This window comes from Nisaea sp., assembly GCF_017640745.1.
Classification (GTDB): Bacteria; Pseudomonadota; Alphaproteobacteria; order Thalassobaculales; family Thalassobaculaceae; genus Nisaea.
This window is the reverse complement of sequence record NZ_JAEPQA010000001.1, coordinates 119,681-139,421: the sequence shown is the minus strand read 5'-3', so window position 1 is coordinate 139,421 and position 19,741 is coordinate 119,681. Positions and strand designations below refer to the sequence as shown.

20 protein-coding genes and 1 tRNA gene are annotated in these 19,741 nt (G+C 62.0%); 8 read left to right on the top strand and 13 right to left on the bottom strand.

Translation table 11 applies throughout. The features are described 5' to 3' along the window. Positions 1-136 precede the first annotated feature (136 nt). Both JJ959_RS00685 and JJ959_RS00680 read right to left on the bottom strand, forming a co-directional pair. Complete coding sequence (locus JJ959_RS00685; RefSeq protein WP_292879349.1) at positions 137-1,717, bottom strand: hypothetical protein; 1,581 nt, start codon at positions 1,715-1,717, stop codon at positions 137-139. A gap of 187 nt (positions 1,718-1,904) precedes the next feature. After that, positions 1,905-2,156 (bottom strand): hypothetical protein, encoded by a 252-nt coding sequence (locus JJ959_RS00680; RefSeq protein ID WP_292879348.1) that lies wholly within the window; start codon positions 2,154-2,156, stop codon positions 1,905-1,907. A gap of 38 nt (positions 2,157-2,194) precedes the next feature. On the opposite strand from JJ959_RS00680, the gene JJ959_RS00675 reads away from it, so the two are divergent. Further along, entirely contained in the window at positions 2,195-2,812 is a 618-nt protein-coding gene (locus tag JJ959_RS00675) for a hypothetical protein (RefSeq protein ID WP_292879347.1), read from the top strand. Between the two features lie 38 nt (positions 2,813-2,850). Here the strand turns inward: JJ959_RS00675 and JJ959_RS00670 are convergent, their stop codons facing one another. The 9 genes from JJ959_RS00670 to JJ959_RS00630 all read right to left on the bottom strand — a co-directional run bounded on the left by JJ959_RS00670 (position 2,851) and on the right by JJ959_RS00630 (position 11,935). Further along, on the bottom strand, positions 2,851-3,498 hold the full coding sequence (locus JJ959_RS00670; RefSeq protein ID WP_292879346.1) for a glutathione S-transferase: 648 nt from the start codon (positions 3,496-3,498) through the stop codon (positions 2,851-2,853). Between the two features lie 19 nt (positions 3,499-3,517). Further along, positions 3,518-4,294, bottom strand: a complete 777-nt coding sequence (locus tag JJ959_RS00665; protein ID WP_292879345.1) for an MBL fold metallo-hydrolase — start codon at positions 4,292-4,294, stop codon at positions 3,518-3,520. Positions 4,295-4,303: 9 nt separating this feature from the next. Further along, positions 4,304-5,122 (bottom strand): TatD family hydrolase, encoded by an 819-nt coding sequence (locus tag JJ959_RS00660; protein ID WP_292879344.1) that lies wholly within the window; start codon positions 5,120-5,122, stop codon positions 4,304-4,306. Beyond that, positions 5,123-6,655, bottom strand: a complete 1,533-nt coding sequence (gene metG, locus JJ959_RS00655; protein ID WP_292879343.1) for a methionine--tRNA ligase — start codon at positions 6,653-6,655, stop codon at positions 5,123-5,125. Between the two features lie 99 nt (positions 6,656-6,754). After that, positions 6,755-7,876, bottom strand: a complete 1,122-nt coding sequence (locus tag JJ959_RS00650) for a DNA polymerase III subunit delta' (RefSeq protein WP_292879342.1) — start codon at positions 7,874-7,876, stop codon at positions 6,755-6,757. Next, positions 7,873-8,541 carry a dTMP kinase gene (gene tmk, locus JJ959_RS00645; protein WP_292879341.1) on the bottom strand — a complete coding sequence of 223 codons (669 nt, stop codon included), beginning with the start codon at positions 8,539-8,541 and terminating at the stop codon, positions 7,873-7,875. The genes JJ959_RS00650 and tmk overlap by 4 nt, the downstream gene beginning before the upstream one ends. Then, the gene (locus JJ959_RS00640) at positions 8,534-9,700 is read right to left on the bottom strand and encodes a D-alanyl-D-alanine carboxypeptidase family protein (RefSeq protein WP_292879340.1); all 1,167 of its coding nucleotides are present in this window, start codon (positions 9,698-9,700) and stop codon (positions 8,534-8,536) included. The genes tmk and JJ959_RS00640 overlap by 8 nt, the downstream gene beginning before the upstream one ends. A 152-nt stretch (positions 9,701-9,852) precedes the next feature. Continuing rightward, positions 9,853-10,854 carry a septal ring lytic transglycosylase RlpA family protein gene (locus JJ959_RS00635; RefSeq protein ID WP_292879339.1) on the bottom strand — a complete coding sequence of 334 codons (1,002 nt, stop codon included), beginning with the start codon at positions 10,852-10,854 and terminating at the stop codon, positions 9,853-9,855. Between the two features lie 106 nt (positions 10,855-10,960). Continuing rightward, positions 10,961-11,935, bottom strand: coding sequence for a lytic transglycosylase domain-containing protein (locus JJ959_RS00630; protein WP_292879338.1), 975 nt, complete (start codon positions 11,933-11,935; stop codon positions 10,961-10,963). Between the two features lie 292 nt (positions 11,936-12,227). Between JJ959_RS00630 and JJ959_RS00625 the strand changes: the two genes are divergently transcribed. The 5 genes from JJ959_RS00625 (at position 12,228) to JJ959_RS00605 (ending at position 17,147) form a co-directional block, all read left to right on the top strand. After that, positions 12,228-13,052: an NAD(P)-dependent oxidoreductase gene (locus JJ959_RS00625; RefSeq protein ID WP_292879337.1), complete on the top strand. Its 825-nt coding sequence runs from the start codon at positions 12,228-12,230 to the stop codon at positions 13,050-13,052. 30 nt (positions 13,053-13,082) lie between these two features. Further along, positions 13,083-14,003 carry a 5-dehydro-4-deoxyglucarate dehydratase gene (gene kdgD / locus JJ959_RS00620; RefSeq protein ID WP_292879336.1) on the top strand — a complete coding sequence of 307 codons (921 nt, stop codon included), beginning with the start codon at positions 13,083-13,085 and terminating at the stop codon, positions 14,001-14,003. Positions 14,004-14,183: 180 nt separating this feature from the next. Beyond that, the gene (locus JJ959_RS00615; protein WP_292879335.1) at positions 14,184-15,170 is read left to right on the top strand and encodes a TRAP transporter substrate-binding protein; all 987 of its coding nucleotides are present in this window, start codon (positions 14,184-14,186) and stop codon (positions 15,168-15,170) included. 113 nt (positions 15,171-15,283) lie between these two features. Then, a complete protein-coding gene (locus JJ959_RS00610; protein WP_292879334.1) occupies positions 15,284-15,853 on the top strand; it encodes a TRAP transporter small permease in 570 nt (189 codons plus the stop codon). A 10-nt stretch (positions 15,854-15,863) separates the two neighbouring features. Then, the gene (locus tag JJ959_RS00605) at positions 15,864-17,147 is read left to right on the top strand and encodes a TRAP transporter large permease (protein ID WP_292879333.1); all 1,284 of its coding nucleotides are present in this window, start codon (positions 15,864-15,866) and stop codon (positions 17,145-17,147) included. 3 nt (positions 17,148-17,150) lie between these two features. Here JJ959_RS00605 and JJ959_RS00600 read toward each other — a convergent pair whose 3' ends face one another. Continuing rightward, positions 17,151-18,056 carry an SMP-30/gluconolactonase/LRE family protein gene (locus JJ959_RS00600; RefSeq protein ID WP_292879332.1) on the bottom strand — a complete coding sequence of 302 codons (906 nt, stop codon included), beginning with the start codon at positions 18,054-18,056 and terminating at the stop codon, positions 17,151-17,153. Between the two features lie 33 nt (positions 18,057-18,089). Next, a complete protein-coding gene (locus tag JJ959_RS00595; protein ID WP_292879331.1) occupies positions 18,090-18,812 on the bottom strand; it encodes a FadR/GntR family transcriptional regulator in 723 nt (240 codons plus the stop codon). Between the two features lie 146 nt (positions 18,813-18,958). On the opposite strand from JJ959_RS00595, the gene JJ959_RS00590 reads away from it, so the two are divergent. Together JJ959_RS00590 and JJ959_RS00585 are read left to right on the top strand one after the other, a co-directional pair. Then, positions 18,959-19,048, top strand: a tRNA-Ser gene (locus JJ959_RS00590). Beyond that, positions 19,021-19,734: a PAS domain-containing protein gene (locus tag JJ959_RS00585; protein ID WP_292879330.1), complete on the top strand. Its 714-nt coding sequence runs from the start codon at positions 19,021-19,023 to the stop codon at positions 19,732-19,734. The genes JJ959_RS00590 and JJ959_RS00585 overlap by 28 nt, the downstream gene beginning before the upstream one ends. Positions 19,735-19,741: the final 7 nt, after the last annotated feature.

Below are 19,741 nucleotides of genomic sequence, written 5' to 3'. Positions count from 1 at the left end.
GACGGTCGAGGAATGCTTCACGGCATGACCTCGACCGTCCTGTTTGTAGCATCTTCTCTGTCGCTTCTGGATGCGCGGAGATGTGGTTTTCCATCCGCGATGACGGCTGAGGCATAGTGAAGGTGGGTCGGCTCGCCTATGCCAGGATCTCGTCATAAAGGTTTATGAGACGATGGATTTCCCTGTCCATGCCACGTTCTCTGTTGAACCGTTTGATGTTCTCGAAAGCCGCAGCGCGATCGAAGCTGCGGATCTTTTCGCTGGCATGGGGAATCTCGTCGTGGCTCAGCGTGAGGCCCATGCCTTCACGCTCCAGCAATTCGGCCATGTATTTGTATTCTGAGTTGATGATGACCGGGAGGCCGGCTTCCAGATACGAGTAGAGCTTGGTCGACACGCTTGTTTCGAGTTGTTCCTGGTAGCTCCATGTGCCTTCGGACGGCATCAGGGAGAGAATCATGCCGAAATCATTCGTGCAGATTGTTTTCGAGAGTTGGTTTTGAGGAACGCCTTCATGCAGCTTCAAACCGGGATGGGTCGCGGCGAGTTCCAAGAAATGCTCGAGACCGCGCTCTCCGTAACTGCGTAATACGCTTAGATAAACGTTGATTTCGAAACCCTGCTCAAGAAGCAGAGCCCAGGTTTCTGGATTGTATTGCTCGGCGAAGAGACGCCCCGGATGCGTATCCGTTCGAGGCATCAGGCCACCGCAAAACACAAGCTTGATCGGCTCATCAGGGGCGGCCGGCTCGGATCTGTAATGGATATATTCCGCGCAGGCGGATTGCTGAATCTCCAGCTGCCGCGGTGCGGTGGCCCCATAATTCTTGGCGAGCCGGTCAATGAAGGGCGGATAGAAGCGATGAACGACCGCGTCTGCGTGGTTGAAAATATAACGCTCCATCTCGACATCCAGATCGATGCTGGCGGGCCAGTAAATCTCCTTCAGAATCTCGGTCGGCGCGAAGACTGAGGTGATGTCATAGAATTCGCAGACAAGTCTTCCGGTCGTCTTGTTCTCATTGATGAAGCGCGCCATGAAGTACTCGTGCATCAGGCATTGGACGTGAAAGATATCCGGCTTCAGGAGCGGAAGAAGTTTTCCGAGCGTACGGTAGGACCCGATACTGTCGAAGACGATGTGGAACGCTTCGTTGAAGAACGGCTTGAGGCTCTCTCTGATCGGGTTGAGGTTCAGCAGTGTGACCTTGTAGCCATTGCGCTTTAGGTACAATGCCTCGCGCTGTATCACATTGAAACTGTTACGAGCGACAAAGACCACGGACCCCTTGAACCGATCTCCGTTCGTGGATTTATCGACAGAGGCCGCGATAGCCTGGAAAGCGTCCTTATAGGCTTTGTCTATGAACCGGTCGAAGGTTGCCTCTATGAACCCGACATCGACCCTCGGTTTTACCGACTCGAAGAGTTCCTGGAGACGGGCGCCGAGCTGGTCGCCCGCGGATGCAAGTAGCGTTCTGAATTTCTCTGCGTCTTCGGCGCTCAATAGGGTGAGGGCTTGCTCCACGAAAGCCTGCACCTGCATGTCATTCTGCAGATAGATTTTTGGCTGGTGTTGCGCATAAGCCGCGTCGTTTGTCGGGATGTAGGGGATATTGGACTGAGTCAGATCGAGATAGAGCTTGTCGAGGTCCGCTCTCGGAGTGGTGATTTCCGGCATCATGACGTCGGACCGGCGTCCAATGAACTCGATCATAGAATGCTCTCCGTCGGGATGCGGTGCGGTCCGATTGAATCAGGTTGAATTAGCTCTAAGAATTTCCCTTTGTTGCGTCAAGCTAGGCACCGGGCGCGGGGGCTGGGCCATGTGTTTAAGGTTTCTGGTCCACAAAGACGTATATCATAATGTATATTATGGGAAATCATGCCTATGACCGGGAACGCTATCCTTTGATCGCGATCTTCGCCGCCGGGACGCTTCCCGACTGATCGAGCGCTGCCTTGAAGGTCGTGCGCGTCTCCGAATTGTCGAAACCCTTGGAAAAACGGATCATCCCATCCGAGGTTCTCAGCAACACGTTGTGTTTCCGGCAGAGCGCCGCCAGGTCACCCAGAAAGGCTGCGGCCTCCTCCTTGTTCAGAAGCAGTTTTTTATGATCTTTCTGCAACTCGCCGATCAGGTTCGGGTCTATCATGGCTTCTGTCCTTCGGTTGCAGCGGTCTGGATGGCGATGTGCGCAGGATAGCACTCGAAGAAGCCCTGAAGAAGCCGGGCCGGGTTATCACCTGGCATGCGGGGCAACACAACCGCTCGCACAAGACCTCCAGTCGCGAGGATTATATCACCGTGGTTCCGAAGGAACTCGCAGGCATGTTGCACGCGATCGGATCAACCACGACGCTCTACGAATTTCTCGAGCTGTTTATCGAGGAATTGCTCTTCGAACGCCTTGAGGCCGAACGGGCAAACCCCGATACGGTCACCCACGATGCTCCGCCGATCCTTGAACTGCGGGGTTATTTCGAGCGCTGGATGGAATTCTATGTCCGGGAGGTCATCCCCCCGTTACCGGATCCGTCCGTGCCCGGCGGCACCGCCGGTTTTGTCGACGCCTTGCAGCGAAGCCAGCCGCGCTGGCTGATCCTGGCCAATCAGAATGCACGCAGCGAACCGCGTTGCCTGCAAGGCTTCGAGACGCTGCTGGATGTCGCGGAAACCGTGGCCAAAAGATTCGATCTCAGGCTGGATCTGGAAATGGCACGGAACGGCTTCCGGAGCATGCTTCGGCATCGGGCGGAAGCCGAAGGCCGCTCACCGGACTGGGCGCTTCTGGATCTGCAGGATCTATGAGAAGAACCCTTTAACCAATTGATCTGTCGGTATTCTTCCTAATAGCTCGTCTTGCCCTTCAGGTTCTGGAACGGGATCATCACATGCTCCCGGTAGGCCGGGCGTTCCTGCAGGCGTTCGAACCAGGCTTCGACATGCGGGAGCGCAGGTCTGTCCAGATCCATCCCGAAATACCGGTAAAGGTGCGTTCCGGCCGGAATGTCGCCGAGACCGAGGCACGCGCCGCCGAGATAGTCCCTGCCCTTCAGAGCCTCGTCGAGCCGCTTGAAGTACTGGTTGGTAAGTTCCTGTTTTTCCCGGATTGTAGGCCAGTCGCGCTCTGCTTCCGGGGTGCGGAAATAGCCCCAGAAAATGCCGTTGAGGAAGGTCGGCTGCAGGCTGCTCTGTGCCCAGTCCATCCAGCGGTCCGCCTCCGACCGCACTGCCGGATCGTCCGGCCAGAGTGCGGCGTCGCCGTAGACTGCAGCCAGGTAGCGGAGGATAGCGTGGGACTCCCAGACGATCGTCCCGTTGTCGTCGATCACCGGAACGCGCCCGTGCGGGTTCATTTTCAGGAAATCAGGATCGTCGAGGCCCCCGGCATCGCCGCCGAGAGTCGTGTGCTCGTGCGCAAGGCCGAGCTCGCCGATGAGCCACATGACTTTCTGGACGTTGAACGCGCTGCGCCTGCCCCAGACCTTCAGCATTTCCGCTCCCCTCCCTCCGTCAGATCTCGATAACCAGGCCATCGTATCCCGGTTCGACGCCCGGCGGACATTTCGCGAGCGTCTCCTCGTAGTCGAGAGACGCGGCCATATGGGTGAAATAGGTCCGCCCCGCTTTTACGTGCTTGGTCCAGGAAAGCGCCGTCTCGAGGTTCGCATGGCTGCGCGCGGCATCGACGCGCAGGCAATCGACGATCCAGACATCGATCCCCTTCAGCCGGTCGAGCTCTGCCTCCGTATGAACCGCGACGTCGGTCGAGTAAGCGAACTTGCCGTTGAAGACGAGACCGAGGCTGGTCCCGCTCGGTCCGTGATCCTGTTCGGCAATCTCGATCGAGAGAGGTCCGATCTCCAGTGTCTGGCCGGCCGCGATCTCGTGCATCGAGAGCGGCGAACGGAAATGCGGCGGGCTTTCCGGTGTCTTTTCGAACATATAGCCGAAGCGCTGGTTGATATCCTTCCAGGTCCTGGCATCCATGTAGGCCGGGATCTGCTTTCCGGTGCCCCAGCAGAGCGGGCGGACATCGTCTATACCGTGCACATGGTCGGCATGGCTGTGGGTATAGATGATGGCATCGAGATCGGTGACGCCCGCGTCGACGAGCTGGTCGTGCAGGTCCGGCGTGGTGTCGACGAGGACGGAGACCCCGTCCTCCTCGACCAGTACCGACGGCCGGCGCCGGCGGTTCTTCGGATTGCGTGGGTCGCAGGCGCCCCAGCCGTCACCGACGACGGGGACACCCGATGACGGACCGCAGCCGAGCATGGTGATCTTCATGTGCGTGCTTCAGGCCGCTTTGCCGAGATCGAGATCGGCCGGCGGTGGAACCTTGGAAAACAGCCGGAAGAAATTCCGGGTCGTGCACGCGGCCATGTCCGCTTCGGAAATGCCGCGGAGCTCCGCCAGCGCCGCATGGGTATAGGCGACATAGGCCGGTTCGTTGCGCTTGCCGCGCTTCGGCACTGGAGCGAGATAGGGCGCATCGGTTTCGACCAGCAGCCGGTCTTCCGGGACATCCCGCACCGTGGCCCGGATATCCTCGGCATTCTTGAACGTGATGATGCCGCTCAGCGAGACGTAGAAGCCGATATCGAGCGCCCGCATGGCGAGCTCCCGGCCGCTGCTGAAGCAATGCAGCACGCCGGTATAGGGCTTGCGGGCATATTCCTCTTCCAGCAAAGCCGCCGTGTCCTCGTCTGCGTCGCGGGCATGGACGATGAGCGGCAGGCCGGTTTCCTGCGCTGCTCGGATATGGGTGGTGAAGCTGCGCCGCTGTGCGTCGCGCGGCGAGCTGTCGTAGTAATAATCGAAACCGGATTCGCCGATCCCGACCACCTTCGGATGAGCGGCGAGTTCCACCAGTTCCTCGACCGAGACCGGATTCTCCTCGCCCGCCTGGTGCGGATGGATGCCGACGGAACAGAAGACATCGTCATACTGTTCCGCGATGGCGCGGATGCGCGGGAAGGTCGAGATCCGGGTGCTGATCGTCACCATACGGCAGACGCCGGCGCGCCGCGCGCGCGCGATCACCTCATCCCGTTCCTCCTCGAAGGTCTCGAAATCGAGATGGCAGTGGGAATCGACGATCGCCGGAACGCTCACTCAGGCCCCCGCTTCTTCCGGTTCGACATAGCGCGGGAAGACACCGCTCGGCTTCGGCAGCGGCGTCCCAGGAACCAGGCTTGTGCCGAGCGCGGCAAAGCTCCGTCCCTCCTCGCCAACGGCGAGCTGGTCGAGCATCTTCGCGGCGCTTTCCGGCACCACGGGCTGCATCAGCACGGCCAGCACGCGGATCACGTCGGCCAGCACGTAGAGCACCGTCGCCATACGGTCCGGATCGGTTTTCTTGAGCGCCCAGGGTGCCATTTCGTCGACATAGCGGTTCGCGTCGCCGATCACCTGCCAGATCTGCTCCAGAGCCTTGTGGAAGGCCTGCGCGTCATAAGAGGTGCGCAGCTCGCCAAGCAGCCCGGTCGCCGCGTTCAGCAGCTTCAGGTCTGCCTCGGTGAACGCGCCATGCGCCGGGACGGCAGCGCCGCAGTTCTTCGCGATCATCGAGAGCACGCGCTGCGAGAGGTTGCCGAAATCGTTCGCCAATTCGCTGTTCATCCGGTTGACCATCGCCTGGTGCGAGAAGTCGCCGTCATTGCCGAACGGAACCTCGCGCAGCAGGAAATAGCGCACCTGATCGAGACCGTATTTCTCCACCAGTTCCAGCGGATCGATCACGTTGCCGAGCGACTTGGAGATCTTCTGCCCCTCGTTGGTCCACCAGCCGTGGGCGTAGACGCGCTTCGGCAGCGGCAGGTCGGCGGCCATCAGGAAGGCCGGCCAGTAGACCGCGTGGAAGCGCAGGATGTCCTTGCCGACCATGTGCAGATCGGCCGGCCAGAAGGCCTTGTACTCGGGACTTTCCGTGTCGGGATAGCCTGCCGCGGTGATGTAGTTGGTCAGCGCGTCGAGCCAGACATACATGATGTGCGCGTCGTCGCCCGGTACCGGCACGCCCCATTTGAAGCTGGTGCGCGAGACCGAGAGATCGCGGAGGCCGGACTTCACGAAGCTGATCACCTCGTTGCGCCGCGCCTGGGGGGCGATGAAGTCCGGGTTCTCCTCGTAATGCTTCAGCAGCGGCTCCTGCCATTTCGAGAGATCGAAGAAATAGCTCGGCTCTTCGACCCACTCGACCGGTGCGCCGGTCGGCGCCTTGCCGTCGACCACTTCCGTCTCGGTGAAAAAGGCCTCGTCGCGCACCGAGTACCAGCCCGCATAGGCGCCGAGATAGATGTGCCCCTTCTCCAGAAGCTTGTTCCAGATCTCCTGACAGGCCTTCTTGTGACGCTCCTCCGTGGTGCGGATGAAATCGTCGTTCGAATAGTTCATCGCCTTTGCGAGATCGCGGAAATTCTGCGAGACGCGGTCTGTGAAGCTCTGCGGATCGACGCCCGCATTGGCGGCCGCGGTCTCGACCTTCTGGCCATGCTCGTCGGTGCCGGTCAGGAACTTGACCTCATAGCCGTCCAGCCGCTTGAAGCGCGCGAGCGCATCGCAGGCCAGCGTCGTGTAGGCATGGCCGATATGGGGCTTGTCGTTGACGTAGTAGATCGGCGTCGTCAGGTAGTAATGCGCGCTCATGGAAACTGTCCGATCGGCGGTCGCTGTCCCGTTTCGGGGCAAACATTGAATTGGGTGTCTTGAGGTACCCCCCGCACCCTCCAGTTTCAAGACGAAACGTCAGGATCCGGCGTGATCGGGGGCGAGCATCTGGAAGGCGTCCATCAGCATCTGCCGCTTGTCGAGGCTGAGCCGGCTGCCGCGGCCGAGCATGGCGGAGATGCCGGCGCGGCGTTCCGCGATCCCTGCCGGCCCGAGGGCGGCCGCGAGTTTCTCGGCGGCGGCAGCCATACCCGGAACGCGGTCAACCGGGCGGTCGCCGGACGCCGCATCCCGTGCGATCCGGCCGAGCCACCAGTCGAGCAGAGCGATGCCGGTCTCGAAAGGATCCGTTTCCTCGGCCTTCGTTGCCCGGGTCCATTTATCCGCCAGTTCGAGCACGGCAAGGTCTTTGATCTGCGGATAGCTCTCAAGGGCGCGAAACAGTTCCCGGAGCGCGTCGATGCCACCTTCTGCAGCGAGAGACAAAGCCCGGCCGATGCTCCCTTCCGAGAGAGCGACCAGGGTTTCGGCGCTCGCCGGGTCGAGTTCGGGAAGGTGCTTCGTCAGAAGTTCCGCGACCTGGGCGTCGGAAAGCGGTCCGAGGCGGACGGCGCGGCAGCGCGAGCGGATTGTCGGCAGCAGGCGTCCCGGCGCGTGGCTCACCAGCAACAGCAAGGCCTGGCGCGGCGGCTCCTCGAGCAGTTTCAGGACGGCGTTGGCCGCATTGCGGTTCATCTCGTCGGCGCTATCCAGCACGACGACCCGCCAGCCGCCGAGCGACGGGGTCAGACGCAGGAAGTTGCCGATCTGCCGGACGTCGTCGACCACGATCTCGCCGCGCATCTTCTTCCGCTTTTCGTCGTAGCCGCGCTCGACGACCAGCATGTCCGGATGACTGCCCGCTGCGATCTGGGAGAAGACAGGATTGTCGCGCGGGACATTGAGGCTCGCTGGTACGGCGGGAAGCGCGTCGCCGAACAGCCCGGGCCCCTCGTCCGCGGCCGCGCCGGCGCCCGAGAGGATGTGGCGCGCGAAACGGTAGGCAAGCGTCGCCTTGCCGATGCCGGAGGGACCGGTGATCAGCCAGGCATGCGGGATCTTGCCGGACGCGACCGCCTCGGCCATGGCGCGCTCAGCGGCCTCGTGACCGACGAGCTCCTCGGTTTCCCGGGGCAAGGGGATGCTTTGCTCCTCGCTCATACCGCCGCCCCGAGGCGGGTGCGGACAAGTGCCGTGATGTCATTTGTCACGGCGTCGGTGTCGCGCGCGGCGTCGATGAGGGCGACGCGGTCCGGCTCTGCCTCGGCGATCGCACGGAAACCGTCGCGCATGCGTTCGTGAAAGGCGAGTTCCATCCGCTCGAAACGGTCCTCTCCGCCGCGCCTCTCGGCCTCACCGCCCGCCCGCGTCCGCGCAAGACCGACTTCAGGGGCAAGGTCGAGCACCAGGGTCAGGTCCGGCTTCAGCTCGCCGAGCACAATGCGGTGCAGATCCCTGATCTTCTGGAGATCGAGACCGTGTCCGTACCCCTGATAGGCCATGGTGGAATCGGCGAAGCGGTCACACAGCACCCAACAGCCGCGCGTCAGAGCGGGTTCGATCAGGCGCTGCACATGGTCGCGGCGCGCCGCATAAAGCAGCAGAAGTTCGGTCAGGGCGTCCCAGCGGCCCGTCTCGCCTGTGACAAGCAGTTCGCGGATCTGTTCGGCACCCGGCGAGCCGCCGGGCTCCCGGGTCAGACAGACCTCTAGGCCGGACGCTGCGAGGGCATCCGCAAGCAAGCGGATCTGGGTGCTTTTGCCGGCCCCTTCTCCGCCTTCGAATGTGATGAAACGTCCGCGTGCGCGGCCCGGCTGGTCAGCCACCGCTGCCCCAGACGAGATACTGGACCGCCGCTCCGACCTTGCCAAAAACGCCGAGCTGTTCGACATCCGCCGCCGCAAAAAGCGGTATGTTGACGTCTTCCATCTCGGGCGCCGTCACTCTGAGGGTGGCAAGCTGTGTGCCCGCGGTGATCGGCGCCGGGATCGGGCCTTCATAGACAACGCTGACTTTCATTTTCGGCCGCGAGGTCCGCGGGATTGTCAGCAGGACATTGCGATCGGTCGTGAGGGCCACGGTCTTCGCGTTGCCAAGCCAGACATCGGCATCCGCAACGGTCTGTCCGGCGGTGAAAAGCTGATAATTCTCGAACTCGCGGAAACCCCAGTCCAGCAGCGCTTCCGACTCCCGCGACCGGTCCTTGACGCTCTCGAGCCCGTTGACCACGAGCACCAGCCGCCGGCCGTTACGGATGGCGGAGGCCGTCAGGCCGTATCCCGCCGCTTCGGTGTGGCCGGTCTTAAGGCCGTCGGCCCCCATGTTCTTGTAGAGCAGCGGGTTCCGATTCCCCTGCTTGATGTTGTTGTAGGTAAAAGTGGTCTCGGAATAGATCGGATAGTATTCGGGGAATCTTCGGATGATCTCCATCGCCAGAAACGCAAGATCGCGCGCGGTGGAGCGGTGTTCGGGGTCCGGCCAGCCGGTCGCGTTCTTGAAAGTGCTGTTGGTCAGGCCAATCTCCCGGCCGCGCCGGGTCATTTCCTCGGCAAATGCCTCTTCCGTCCCCGCGAGCGCCTCGGCCAAGGCAATCGAGGCATCGTTTCCGCTCTGTACGATGATCCCCCTCAGAATATCGCTTATGGGCACCCGCGTGTTCACCTTCACGAACATTTTGGAGCCACCCTTGCGCCAGGCTTTCTCGCTGATCGCGATGGTGTCGTCCATCGAAAGGCGTCCGTCCTTCAGGCGCTCGAAAGCCATGAACGCCGTCATGATCTTGGTCATGGACGCCGGCGGCATAGGCTTTTCCGAATCCTTTTCGAACAGCACCGCGCCGGTATCAAAATCGATGAGGAACGCCTCGCGCGCACTCGTATCGAGGGCTTCGGAAGCCGAAATCTGTACCGTCAGCAACAGGAGAGCGGCCGGCAACACCCGGGCTGCGCGTCTGATCGCTGCGTTCAGATTGCTGGCGAAAGTCATGATGAATTCCCTACCCGTCACTGGTCCGAAAGGTGGCTACCCGTGAAACCTGCGGTTTCTATAGCCCTGCCCGTTGGGAAAGGTAACGGGCAAATTTGATCTAAATGAGACATACCGGCCCGGATATCCGCACTCCTTGCCGCCGCGCCGGCTCACTCGACGATCACGCGGGCGGCCGGATAACCGCGGTCGATCACCGCCTCGAGAATTCTGTCCGCTTCCTCGACGGTATCGAGCGGGCCGAGACGGACGCGGTAGAAGTACTTCCCCTTCACCTCGCGCGGAGAAATCATGACCGGCCCGACTGAGGCGAGCATCTGGGTAAGCTTGTCCGCGTTGGTCGCGTTGGTGAACGCACCCGCCTGAACGAAGATCTCGGTCTTTTCCGGCACCGTCTGGATCACGGCAGGACTGTCCTCGGAGTGTACCGGCAGGTCGACCGCACTGCCTTGCGCGGCCGGACTGGCCGACACTGCGGCGGGGCTGACCGGGGCCGGAGGCGGCGTCAAAGTCACCGCACCCGGGATGGAGGACACGGATCCCTTGGAAACCGGAACGCTCGGGGCGGCTGTCGGCGCCGGCACCGGGACCTTCGCCGGCGGTATATTAAGGCTCGCCAGTCGGACCGGCCGGCCGTTGCTATAGGCCTCGGCCATGATCCTGCTCTCTTCCGGCAGGATCTCGACCCGCACCTTGGCGGTTCCCTGCCGTTCGAAACCGAGCAACTGGGCAGCTCTCCGAGACATGTCGATGATACGCCCATGCGCAAACGGCCCGCGGTCGTTGACCCGGACCACAAGCGCGCGGCCGTTCTCGAGATTGGTCACCCGCACTACGCTCGGGAGCGGCAGGGTCCGGTGCGCGGCCGAGACATCGTTCTGATCGAAGATCTCGCCATTGGCCGTCTTCTTGTTATGGAAGTTCGGGCCGTACCAGGAGGCGATGCCGGTTTCCTCGTAACCGTAGTCGACCTGCGGATAATACCAGACGTTGTTGATCTGGTATGGCGAGCCAATCTTGTAGGTTCCGAGCGGACGTCCGTCGGAGGTCGCGTTGTTGATCTGTTTGGCCGTGTGGACGACGAACTCGGTTTCCGCGCAGGCGGAAAGCAGAACGGCAAGCGTCACCAATGAAAGCGTGGCGAGAGGTTTCATAAGTGTCCCTTTGATTCGTCCAGTTTCCGCAAAACTACCGCTGCCTCTGCGTGAGCTCAACACTACCATATTTTGTGGCCGTCGGGATCGATAACTGGATCGCCGACTACGGGCGACCGATCGCATCGGCCAGCGTGCCGACAGCGGTCGCGAAATAGCTCGACCGGTTCCATTTCAGGATCACGTCATAGTTCGCATAGGCAAGGTAGGCCGGCGCCAGCTCTCCGTCCCCCGGAACCACGAGATGACTGGTGAGGTTGCGTTCCGGCAATGCGCCGCCGTCCCGCCTGGTCACGCCGAGCGCTTCCCACTCGCGCATGGTCTTGATGACCTTCGCATCGATCAGCGACTTGTCGAAGCCGGCCGGAAGCGTCACCGCACGGCCCCAGTTGATGTCGTTGTTCCAGCCGGAACGGGACAGGTAGTTGGCGATCGAGGCGAAAACGTCTTCCTTGGTGCCCCAGATGTCCTTGTGTCCGTCGCCGTTATGGTCGACGGCGAAATTGGTGAAGCTGGATGGCATGAACTGGCTCTGCCCCATCGCGCCGGCCCAGGAGCCTTTCATGTCGCCGGGAGCGATATGCCCCTCGTCCAGGATCTTCAGGGCGAGCAGCAGCTCTTTGCGGAAAAACGCGCTACGGCGACCGTCATAGGCGAGCGTAGCGAGAGAGGCGACCACCGGGAAACCTCCCGTGATGCGGCCGAAATCCGTCTCCACCCCCCAGAGGGCGACGATGAAGCGCGGCTGAACGCCGTATTTCGCCGAGACCTCGTCCAGCAGCGCCCTGTTCTCCGCCAGCAACTGGCGGCCCTTCTGGATCCGGGCGTCCGGGACGACGCGGGTGAGATACTGTTCGAAGGTGAGCGTGAATTCCGGCTGCTTTCGGTCCAGTTCGATCACCCGCGGGATCGGAGCAACTCCGGCAAAAGCCTGATCCAGGATATCGCGCTTGATCCCCTGTGACGCAGCTTCGGCTTTAAGGTCGGCGACCCATGCCTCGAACGGCTGCTCGGAGGCGGAGGCCGGACCGAAGGAAATGGCTGCGAGAAGTCCTGCTGCCAGTATTGATCGTCTCATCATGTTGCGCGCGTCCAATGCCAAGCTTTGTGATTCCTGCCGGTTCGTGAAGTTGTGGCACAGGGCTAGAAAGCTCGCAAGATAGGTCAAAACCAGCTCACAAGTCGTTGATTGCAAGAGATCAATGCCAGGCCCCGCGTGGCACTACCGCCGAGGAAATGGCGAATCCGCCCGGACTCGGGCGGCGCCTGCTCTGCCGGGCGGTAGCCGTAAAGGGCTGACAATATAGCTCTGGACAGATAAGTCATATTACGTAAGCTTAATATATAAATTAATCATATCAATGTGAGTTCTGATGAGACGTGTTCTGCTGACCGGGGCGGCGGGCGGGATCGGCCGCCGGATGCGCCAATCACTCGCAAATGTCTATCCGGTCCTGCGTGTGAGCGACATTGCCGACCTCGGCCCGGCGGCTGACGGCGAGGAAATCGCGATCGGGGACATCACCGATCCCGCGGACCTGAAGCGTCTGGTTGCCGGCGTCGACGGCATCATCCATCTCGGCGGTCTCTCGGTCGAGCACGAGTGGGACGATATCCTGAGGGTCAATATCGACGGTACCTACCGGCTCTACGAGGCGGCCTACGAGGCCGGCGTGAAACGGATCGTGTTCGCCAGCTCAAACCATGCGATCGGGTTCTATCCGCGCACCCAACGCCTCGATGGGTCGGAGCGCCCTCGTCCCGACTGCCGCTACGGTCTCAGCAAGGTGTTCGGAGAAGGGTTGTCGCAGTATTTCGCCGACAATTACGGCCTCGGCATTCTCTCGATCCGGATCGGCTGGTGTTTCGAGAAGCCGAACACTCCGCGCACTCTTGCCTCCTGGGTGAGCATCGGTGATCTCACGCGGCTCTGCCGCGTCGGCCTCGAGACGCCGGAACTGCACCACGAGATCGTCTGGGGCGTTTCCGACAATTCCCGCACGCTCTGGGACAACAAGACCGCAAGGCGGCTCGGCTATGAGCCCCAGGATTCATCCGATGTCTGGGCCGCCGAGGTCGATGCCGGCCCGCCCGAGCCCGGAAACGAGGTCGCGCTTGCGGTCCAGGGCGGCCCCTTCGCCAGCACCGGATATGAGGGCGACCCGAAACGGGTGACCCGTCAGAAACCTCTCGCCTGAGCCCCCTCGCCTGACTCAAGGAGCCGCACAGTGCCTCTCTCTCCCCCGGATCTGAAAACAAAGATGGGAAGCGGTCTGCTGTCGTTCCCCGTAACGCATTTCGACGCGGAGCTGAAGTTCGCCCCTGCCCCCTATCAGGAGCATGTCGACTGGCTCTCCTCCTTCGATGCCGCAACCCTGTTCGCGGCCGGGGGGACCGGGGAGTATTTCTCCATCGGGCAGGAGGAATATCCGTCAATCGTCCGAGCGGCGGTCGAGGCGGCGGATGGCCGCTGCCCGGTCGTCGCCGGCTGCGGCGTGAATACGGTCCGGGCGATCGCCGATGCTCGCGCGGCCGAGGCGGCCGGCGCGGACGGTTTGCTCCTCTTGCCGAGCTATCTGATGGCCGGCACGCAGGAGGGACAGTTCGCCCATGTGAAAGCGGTCTGCGACGCGGTCTCCATCGGCGTGGTGGTCTACAATCGTGGGACCTGCCGGCTCTCTGCCGGGACCATTGCGCGCCTTGCCGAGGTCTGCCCGAACCTCATCGGCTTCAAGGACGGCATCGGCGAGATCGACCTGATCACCCGGATCCGTGCGGAGCTGGCGGATCGCCTGGTCTATGTCGGCGGCATGCCGACGCACGAACTGTTTGCCTCCGCCTATGACGGGATCGGTTTCAGCACCTATTCCTCGGCGGTGTTCAATTTTGTGCCGGAACTGGCGCTGGACTTCTATCGCGCCCTGCGGGCCGGCGACCGTGTCACGACCGACCGAATTCTGAGGGAGTTCTTCTATCCGTTCGCGGAAATCCGCGACCGGGTGCCGGGATATGCGGTGAGCCTGATCAAGGGTGGCCTTCGCGCGGTCGGCCGCGATCCGGGGCCGGTCCGTCCGCCGCTGAGCACGGCGCGGGACAGCGATGTCGCCGAGCTTCTGAACGTGATCAAGGGCATGCGGAAAGCGGCATAAGAAATAAGTAAGATGTATTGCCCAATAGATTGACCAATTTCGGAAACAGGGCATACTTCTTTTCAACGAGGAGCGGCGCCGTGTGTGCCGTTTCCCCGGAACCGGGCACCCAATCAGATAAATCAACAAAAGGTGCCCCTGCTCCGGCCTCTGAGCCGGACCAAAAGGGAGGAAAACCAAATGTCACTTATTCGGAATATCGGTTCCGCGGCTGTTGCCGTGACCCTGGCCGTCAGTCTCTCCGGCGCCGTCGATGCGGCCGAATGGAAAGGCTGGAACATTCACAAGCCGGGCTATCCGAACACGGTCGCCATGGACAAGTTCGCCGAGCTTCTCGCCGCGAAGACCGATGGGCGCTACACGCTCAAGATGTTCCATTCCGGGGTTCTCGGAAACCAGCCGGACGCCATCGAGCAGCTCCGCATCGGCGCGGTCGAGATCGGCAACTTCAACCTGGGTCCGATCGGTCCGATCGCTCCCGAGGCCAACGTCGTCTCCCTGCCCTTCATCTTCAAGGATGAAGGCCATATGCACCGGGCCCTCGATGGGGCGCCGGGGGACCAGATCAGCGCCGGAATGGCGAAGAAGGGCATGATCGCGCTGGCCTGGTATGATGCCGGTGCGCGCTCCTTCTACAATTCCAAGCGCCCGATCATGAACCCGGATGATGTGAAAGGCATGAAGGTCCGCGTGATGAACAACGACCTTTATTCCGGGATGATTTCCGCGCTCGGCGGCAACCCGTCGCCGATGGCCTTCTCCGAAGTCTATCAGTCGCTGAAGACCGGCGTGGTCGACGGTGCCGAGAACAACTGGCCGTCCTATGAATCGACCGGTCATTTCGAGGTCGCGGGCTACTATTCGGACTCCCAGCACCTGATCATCCCGGAATGCGTCTGTATCAATGCGGATGTCTATGGCGCGCTCTCGGATGCCGACAAGGCGGCAGTCAAGGCCGCGGCACGTGAATCCGCGGACCTGCAGCGCAAGCTCTGGGCGGAACGCGCCGAAGCGAGCCGTGCGATGGTCATGAAGGCCGGCGTGAAGTTCAACGATGTCGCCGACAAGCAGGCCTTCCAGGACGCCATGAAGCCGGTCTACGAGAAATTCCTCGCCAGCAACGAGGAACTGAAGCCGCTCGTCGCGGCAATCCAGGCCACTCAGTAAGCTCCTGTCCCGTGGCCGCCGGGGTGTCGCTCGCGCGACCGCTCCGGCGGCACCTTTTTCCTGCTTGATCTTTGTGTTGCCGCCTCAGGGCGGCCACGACCCGGGATGTGCAGATGAACTCCATGCATTCGACTGGCGCCGAAAGCGGTGCTCAAGGCTCCAGGCGCGGCGCGGCCGACATTTTCAGGCTGTTCTACCGTCTGCTCGACCGCCTCTCCGGACTCAGTCTCTGGGTATCGGGGATCGGCATGGTCGTCCTGACGGTGATCTTCGGCTGGCTGGTGTTCGGCCGCTACGTCCTGAACGCCACTCCCACCTGGGTGGAGCAGATCGCCCTGCTTCTGGTTTCGCTGATCGGCTTTGTCGGGGCCGCCTCCGGCGTGCATGAGCGTTCCCATCTCGGCGTCTCCTTCTTCCGCGATATCGCGCCACGGCCGGTGCAGCGTCTGATGGAGCTGCTCACCTATCTCATCATGGGCGGCTTCGGCCTCGTCATGATGGTGCAGACCTACAAGCTCGTGCTCTTCAAATGGAGCACCCAGATTCCCCTGATCGATCTCCCGGAGGGACTGCGCGCGGTCCCGCTGACGTTCTGCGGCGCGGCATGCCTGCTTTATTCGATCGGCCATCTGATCAGATTCTTCCGGGAGAAGACCCCGGATCCGCGTAACCAGAGCTCATAGGGGCGCCGTCATGGGTCTTCTCATTCTGCTCGGCGTCTTTGCCGTCTGCGTCGTCATCGGCGTTCCTGTCGCCTTCGCGCTGGCGGTCGCCGCCGTCACCGCTTTCTTCGTCGAGGGGCTGCCGCTGGTCGTCGCCTTCCAGCGCATCATCTCCGGGATCAACGTCTTCTCGCTGATGGCGATCCCCTTCTTCATCTTCGCCGGCGAACTCATGTTCCATGGCGGCATCGCGATCCGGCTGGTGCGCTTTGCGTCGGCCGCGGTCGGCAAGGTGCGCGGTGGCCTCGGCGTCGTGAACGTGCTCTCCTCGATGCTGTTCGGCGGGATATCCGGTTCCGCCGTCGCGGACATCTCAGCGCTGGGCTCGATCCTGATCCCGGTGATGAAGGAAAAGGGTTACGACGACGATTATGCGGTCAACGTGACCGTGACCTCCTCCATCGCCGGCATCCTGGTTCCGCCGAGCCACAACATGATTCTCTTCGCCATCGCGGCGGGCGGCGGAATCTCGATCTCGCAACTCTTCCTCGCCGGCGTCGTGCCCGGCGTGCTCATGTGCATCTGTCTCGCCGTCGCGGCCTATCTGATCGCCGTCCGCCGCAATTATCCGGTCGAGGTTTTCCCCGGTTTCACCGCCCTCTTCCTCAGCTTCGTGGCGGCCCTGCCCGGCCTCTTCACGGCGGTGATCATCGTCGGCGGTGTGTTGTCCGGCGTCTTCACGGTGACCGAATCCGGTGCCTTCGGCACGCTCTACGCCTTCCTTGTGACCCTGATCGTCTACCGCTCTCTCAGCTGGGAGGCGTTCAAGACCGCCGTGGTGAACTCGGTGCGCACGACCTCGATGGTGCTGATCCTGGTCGCCTCGGCGACCGCCTTCGCCTACATGCTGACCTTCTACCAGGTGCCGTCGCGGATGATCGATTTCATGACCGGCGTGACGGAAAACCCGATCGGCATGCTGTTGATGATCAATGCCATGCTGCTGATCCTCGGCATGATCATGGACATGGCCGCGCTGATCCTGATCTGCACGCCGATCTTCCTGCCGGTGGTGATTTCCATCGGCATGGATCCGGTGCAGTTCGGCATGATCCTGATGATGAACCTCGGGCTCGGGCTGTGCACCCCGCCGGTCGGGGCCTGTCTTTTCCTCGGTTGCGCCGTCGGCAAGGTTCCTATCGAACGGGCAGTGAAGACGATCTGGCCGTTCTATGCCGCGATCCTGGTCGCGCTGATGCTGACGACCTTCATTCCTGAGATCTCGCTGACTCTGCCGCGCCTGATCGAAGGCTAGGCGTCACGCAGCGGCGGGCGGGGGCGCGTAGCCCTCGACACCCGGACGGCAGACGAAGAGACAGCCCGCATTCGGCTGGCGCTCTTCGGTGCCGGGCGTGATCAGGCCTGGCCCCATGCAGGTGATGTAGAGATCCTTGAGGTCGGTGCCGCCGAACGCGAGACAGGTCGGCTTTTCGACCGGAACGGCGATGGTACGGTCGACCGTGCCTTGTGGCGTGATTCGGAGAATCTGCCAGCCCTCGATGCCGGCCATCCAGTAGCAGCCGTCGGCATCCATCGCGGCACCGTCGGGACGCCCCGCGACCTCTCTCGTGTCGAAGAAGAGCCGCTGGTTCGTCGGCGTTCCGCTCTCCAGCTCGTAGTCGAATTGCCAGATCGTCCGCACGGCGGGGTGGCTGTCTGAGAGATACATGCGCGTGCCGTCCGGCGAAAACGCGAGACCGTTCTGGGTGTAGAGCCCGTCGACGACCATGCGGCAGGAACCATCGGCGTCAAGACAGAAGAGCTCACCGTCGCCCGCCTCTCCGGCCGCGGCATTCTTTGGACCGGTTTTCGGCATCGTTCCTGCCCAGAAACGACCGGCCGGATCGACCGAGCCGTCATTGAAGCGGTGACCGGGCCGGGCCGGGGCCTGGTCGTTGATCAGAGAAATCGAACCATCCGTCGGATCAAATGCGGACCAGCCCTGCTCGAGCCCGAGAATGGCGCCTCCTGCGTGGCGCGGGGCGACGCAGCCGATGGCGGACGGCATCGGCCACTCTTCCGCACGGCCGGTGCCGGGCATGTAGCGATGGAGCGCCGGTGCCGCGATATCGACCCACCAGAGCGAACCGGTCCCGCTGTCCCAGACCGCGCCCTCGCCCAACGTCGCGCGGACATCCAGCACGCAGTCGACCGGCACATTCATGAATGGGTCTCCCGTATTCGCGAAGTATCCGCGTCAGGTGGAAAGAGATGTCCGGTAACGGGTAATGCTGCCGCTCAGATGCGCGCGCATGGCCACCCGGGCGCCGTCCGCGTCGCCGGCGGAAATCGCATCGACGATTGCCCGATGTTCCTTGTTCACCCGCTCGAGATAGGAGCGGTCGATCAGCCGTGCACGGTCCTCGTCCGAAAGGTTGCTGCGCGGAATGGCGTTGCTGCCAAGCGATTCGAGAAAAGAAGTGAAAAGGCTGTTGTTCGTGCCTTGCGCGATCGCAAGATGGAACGCGGCATCACGATCGACCGCCGATGCGCCGGATTCGATGGCGCGCTCGAATTGCACCTGGCATTCGCGGATCCGCGCGTCCTGGGAAAGACTTCGCCGCGTCGCCGCAAGTCCGGCCGCCTCGATCTCGACCGCCATCCGGAGTTCGAGCAGATCCAGCGCCTCGTGGACACCGGACGGTACGAAGCTCGGCAGGTTCTTGCGGCGCGAGCCTTCGGGATCGCGGACGAAGATCCCGGCGCCGCGCCGCGGCTCCACCAAGCCGTCGGCCTTGAGAACGGCCACAGCCTCGCGGATCACCGTGCGGCTGACGCCGAATTCGGCTTCGAGCTCCTTTTCGGTCGGCAGGCGGTCCCCTGCTTTCATCGGGCCGGAAGCGATCTTTGCGCGCAATGCTTCGGTGGTGTCCTGGGCCAGAGTTCGACCGCTGGACGCTGTAGAAGGTTTTCGGATCACAGGAAGTTCAATCCTCAAGTATGACTATTATGCCTCATGTGTAGTACTAATGCTGCAAATTGATCAATGCCTTTCCGGTTCTCTTGACGGTTGCGGGAAGCATCATCGTTGCGTATAGACAGCCGGCCTCGTCTCTCATGACGAACGGATGGGTGGCCGAGTGGTTGAAGGCACCGGTCTTGAAAACCGGCAGGCGGGTGACCGTCTCGTGGGTTCGAATCCCACCCCATCCGCCAGCGCTTCTTTTTCGCTGCCGTTTTCTTTTTGTTTAATTCTCTCTGCTAAAAGTCGGTTTCGAACACCCGCAGATGATGCGGCGGTATTCCTGCACGATACGGACTTCAGCCTAACTATGGAATTCAACGAAGAGGATCGGGTTCCCGTAGAGGAGCTTGCACCGCGTGACGGAACGCGCCTGCATCGCAGATTTCTCGATTACTGGCTCACATTGCGCGACGGGCATGCGATGCCGTCCTATGCGGACATCGACCCCGTGGACTTTCCATGGGCGCTGCCGAACATTTTCGTCGTCGAGGTGCTGGCGGGAGGAGATTTCGTCTACCGCATCGCCGGCGAGGAACACACGCAGCGCTACCGCCGCAATCTGAAGGGGATGCGGCTATCCGATATCATGCAGTCCGGCGCCGCAGAGGCGATTTCGAAACGCTGGCGGCTCATGCTGGAAATACCCGCCGCCTTTTTCATTCTGACCGATCATCAGTCGGAACAAGGGGCGAGCGTCCTCGGTGAGCGTCTAGTCCTTCCGCTGGGAAACGACAGACGCACGCCGACGCATCTCATTGGGATCACCAATTTCCTCAGCACCTCCAGCTTCGCCGGTTCACTAACGGGAGACCAGAAGGTCAAATATTTCCGCTGGAGCCGTGTCGAGCCGGACCGCCAAGCCGCCCACCGGGCTTGACTGCGAA